Consider the following 4,296-nt stretch of genomic DNA (forward strand, 5'->3'; position numbering starts at 1 on the left):
CTGATATAAAAATGAACTATATCACAAATTATGCTCAGATAAATATTAGTCGTGATGATTTGAAAAAATCAATCTACAGCAAAGTTGCTGACTTAATAAGAAATGAAATTGACTTTGTTACAAAAGAATTAAAATAACAATGACACTTTATGATTAGTCCTTGCATTAACATAGCAATTGGAAAAGATGGGACAATTTGTGTTCAAAACCTTGCGAGTATTTTCCATACTCGTGAGGATTTGTTTCCACAACTTATGTCTTTCTACTCCATTGATATAGAAAACGAAATACAATTTGATGTATTTGATAAAACTACACATCAATTTATAAATTATAGACTACCTAATAAAGAAGATGACAAGCTAACAAATAACCATATTTTTATTGCAAATGCATATAATGACTTAATTTCTATCATTAATGTATTGTTTAAAGATTTGCAATACACTTATATTAATGTAAATCTTGTTTACTCTGCATTAGAAGTAGACCTGAGTATTATTGAAACCATAAGTAATATAATCAAGCAATACACACTTGATGGTACTTTTGGTACAGTGATAGTTAAAAATTACGTAATACTATCTGATGGTACAGGTATATTATCTACTAAACAAGAAGAACTAATTACATCTAACTTATCATTTTTAGAGAATGTCAGAGAAACTAACCCGATTGTAGATAGTATTTTTCTGCTTGATGATAAAAACATCAATGCTGTTTTCTTGGGATATAAACACGAGTATTTGTCTTTTGCATTATATGAGTTTCTCATTGCTATAATGACTAATCAGTATAAACTAATTAGCAACTTACCTGGAAAAAATAAATTAATGTCATTTGGAATAGGTTCTGTCTTTTTTGATAAGTTTTATTTCAATGCTTTTTTTGATAACAGAATATTTAATGCTTTCCTTGAAAAAGAAAGTATTGCTACTAACAAAAGAAATTATTATAACATATCCGTCTTTGATAGTATAAATGGAATTTTTAACAATTTTTATAGCGATTGTACTACTGACATTTCAATGCTTTTAAAAATAGTTACTGCAGATTCTAAAGAATCTGAAAACTTAAACATTGGTTCATATTTACATATATTGCAATTATTACTTGGCAAAACACAAGACCAAGTTATCAATGAAGAAAAGTTCACCCTACAATACAATATTAAAGAACTAATTTTCAATATTGTTCATGAATATATCCTAGAAAACAAAAAAGAATATATTTCAGTCAATGAAGCAAAAAGAAAGTACGTTGAACATATGTACAACGAAAAGGAACTTTACGAATTAAAGACTTTAGAAGAAGATTATAGCGAAGAGATTATTACTTTAGAAAAAACGATTAAAGACAGTAATACAATATTAGCTGCATATAATAAACAGTTAGAAAAAAGCTTTTTAAAATACAAGAAACCTTTAGAACGAAAGTACTTACAATTAAATCAACTAACTGATTTAAACAAACGTTTAGAGGAACTAAACAAGAAAAAGCAAATTACTAAAGAGCTTCACAAACAAAAGAACTTCTTTTCAAGACTTTTTACAAATAGAGCTTTTAAACGTGAGATTATAGAAATTAACCATGATATTACAGCTTTAAAGCAGGAAATAAATTCTAAAAGTAAAAATATTGAGCAAATTCAAAATGCTCTAAACGAATTATATAAGCTATATGAGATTTGTAATGATCTAAACAATAAAATTAGTTTAATTGTTGATGATCTACACCAACATCAATCATTCCTTTACCAAGAATGGAAGGGAACTCCATATATCGACTATTCTTTCGTGCAGAATATCTTAGATATCGAACTTTTAGAAGATTATTTTATAAAACATAAATCTCAATTAACTAGAAATACAACTATACCAATAATTGAATTAATAGACGAGAAAAGCGATATAATAGACATTGTAGGTGACTATATAACAAAGAACCTAAATAATAGATATGAAATAATTGATTTCTATATTTCTGATTACATGCTTGGTGAATACGATCATTTAAAATTGTTCACACCATTTGATTTTAACACGGATATTCAAAAGTTAAAAGAAAGAAGTAGACCTTTTGTAAATGTTATTCCTACTTATATAGTGCAAACACACGAATTATTTTCAATTTGTAATTGTAAAAAGAAAGACCAAGTATTACAACAAATGACTAAATATTATAGTAGCTCAATTCCACAAACAATGGAGAACCCTAATAAAGATCGCTTTATAGCAATTAATATTGAGAGTATAGTTTCTACTAAAAAAATTGCAAAATCAACTAAAAAAGATAAAGAATGAAATTCAAAACATTTTTAATATTAATATGTTTTCTCTTTTTAAGCTTTCCTATGTTTTCACAGCATAGTTTGAAAGAAAAAAAATACATATTTGAGCTTGATATCACCAAATCAATGTGGGGAATTGGTGAGCCTGGATCAATCAATATTTTCGATCAAGTAAGAACTCAATTAATTAAAGCAATTGAAAATATAGATGATCCTTCTGCTGAAATTGTTCTTGTGACTTGGCAAGACCAAATTATTAGTACGTGGAAAGAATCTGCTAACTCTGTTGGTAAAGAACGTTTAGTAGAACAACTAAAAAAAATCACTGTTAAATCTGTACCTGGTCAAAATACCAATATCTATAATGCCTGGATTGAAGCTAAAAAACACGTAAACCCTTCTAAAATTAATATTGTATATCTATTAACTGATGGTAGGCATAGTGTTCCCAATCCTCCTATTTCTAAATTGTATAATGAAATTCCTAAATGGGCTTCATTCTCTGCTGAAAAGGATGCCTATATGTTTTTAGTTGAACTTACTTCACAAGCTATTGACAATAAAATGCGTTCTCTTGTTGAGGCAACTGATAAAGTGGAGTTTATCCATGGTATTGAGTTCTATACACTGTTTGTCAATAATACCTCCCCTATTATAAATATTGATGAGAAGCTTGAGTTCACACTTAATATTAATAAACAAAATTTACCTGAAAAGTATAATGATACTAAAATAGGCTTACAGTTAAATAGTGATTTATTTGAAATCGTAAATCCATCTATTACATTAGAGCAAACGCCTACTGCTATAAAACTACGTTTAAAAAAATCGTTAGAGGAAGTTAAAGCTTCTTTATCAGAGTCTTCTATTCTACCAATTACTATTATTTTTGATGACTCTAAATACAAACATATTAAGCTTATCAATAAAGAAATCAATTGTAAAATTATAAATAAGAAAGAAAAGGTATTCTATTTCAATGAACTTTAATTATCTTTTAAAAAAATATAATCCTCAAAGAGTTCCACTTTTTGAGGATTTTTTTTAGGTTTTTTGAAATACATTGGCTAATGATGTGTGGGCTTTTCTCCAAATGTAAAAAGAAAGTTCGTGTACGAAAAGAAAGGGAATATAATATGAAAGTATTCGTAATAACTCTTGTAAAATTGGGAAACTATAGGCTTACTAATGACATCACTAACGAATAAAAACTACTGTATAATTATAGACTATGGCACATACTTTAAAAAGAAGTTTATTCATTGGATTAGGAGGAACTGGAGCACAAGCATTATTACATACTAAAAAGAGATTTTTAGATACTTATGGTGAAGTACCACCTATGATTGGCTTTTTAGCAATTGACACAGATATAAGCACAGGAGAAAAAACAATTATGAGAGATAATATATTAGATGTTCACTCTAATAAAGATAATAAAGTCTCTTTTACTCTCTCCGAAATTATTCACATTGGTGTAGAAGATGCTGCTTCCGCATATCAAACAAACAAAGACACCATTTTTGATTGGATGCCTCAAGAAAATGAATACGCTTTAAAAAATTTATCACAAGGAGCTAATCAGGTAAGAACAAATGGTCGTTTTTGTTTCTATTTCCACCAAAACAACATTACAAATGCTGTCCAAAATAAAATTAATGCTATTCAAAATATTGATAAAGCAAACCAAAATAAGTTCATTCCTAAAGACGCTGGAATTGAAATTAACTTTGTCTTTTCTATTGCAGGTGGTACTGGTAGTGGAACTTTTATTGATACGGTTTATTTAGTTAAGCACGCTTTAAGAGGTAATGATAATATTAAGTCAATCGGATTTGCAGTGTTGCCAGATGTATTTAATGCAATGCAACAAGGTATTTCTATGGCAAATACAAGACCTAATAGTTATGCAGCTTTAATGGACTTAGATTATTTAATGAGTAAAGATGTACATAACTTCGGGTTATCAATCAATCTAAATCAACAAATAATTCCTGTTACAGAAA

At 28.0% G+C, this 4,296-nt stretch carries 3 protein-coding genes; all 3 read left to right on the forward strand.

The genetic code is table 11. From position 1 onward, the window contains the following. The first annotated feature begins 149 nt into the window (after positions 1-149). The gene (locus BLT46_RS12940; RefSeq protein ID WP_090410528.1) at positions 150-2,303 is read left to right on the forward strand and encodes a hypothetical protein; all 2,154 of its coding nucleotides are present in this window, start codon (positions 150-152) and stop codon (positions 2,301-2,303) included. 68 nt (positions 2,304-2,371) lie between these two features. Further along, the gene (locus BLT46_RS12945) at positions 2,372-3,280 is read left to right on the forward strand and encodes a VWA domain-containing protein (protein WP_176770756.1); all 909 of its coding nucleotides are present in this window, start codon (positions 2,372-2,374) and stop codon (positions 3,278-3,280) included. Positions 3,281-3,521: 241 nt separating this feature from the next. Then, positions 3,522-4,296: tubulin-like doman-containing protein (locus tag BLT46_RS12950; RefSeq protein WP_218127665.1), on the forward strand; the 775-nt coding region annotated here is incomplete at its 3' end.

The organism is Myroides phaeus (assembly GCF_900099675.1).
Classification (GTDB): Bacteria; Bacteroidota; Bacteroidia; order Flavobacteriales; family Flavobacteriaceae; genus Flavobacterium; species Flavobacterium phaeum.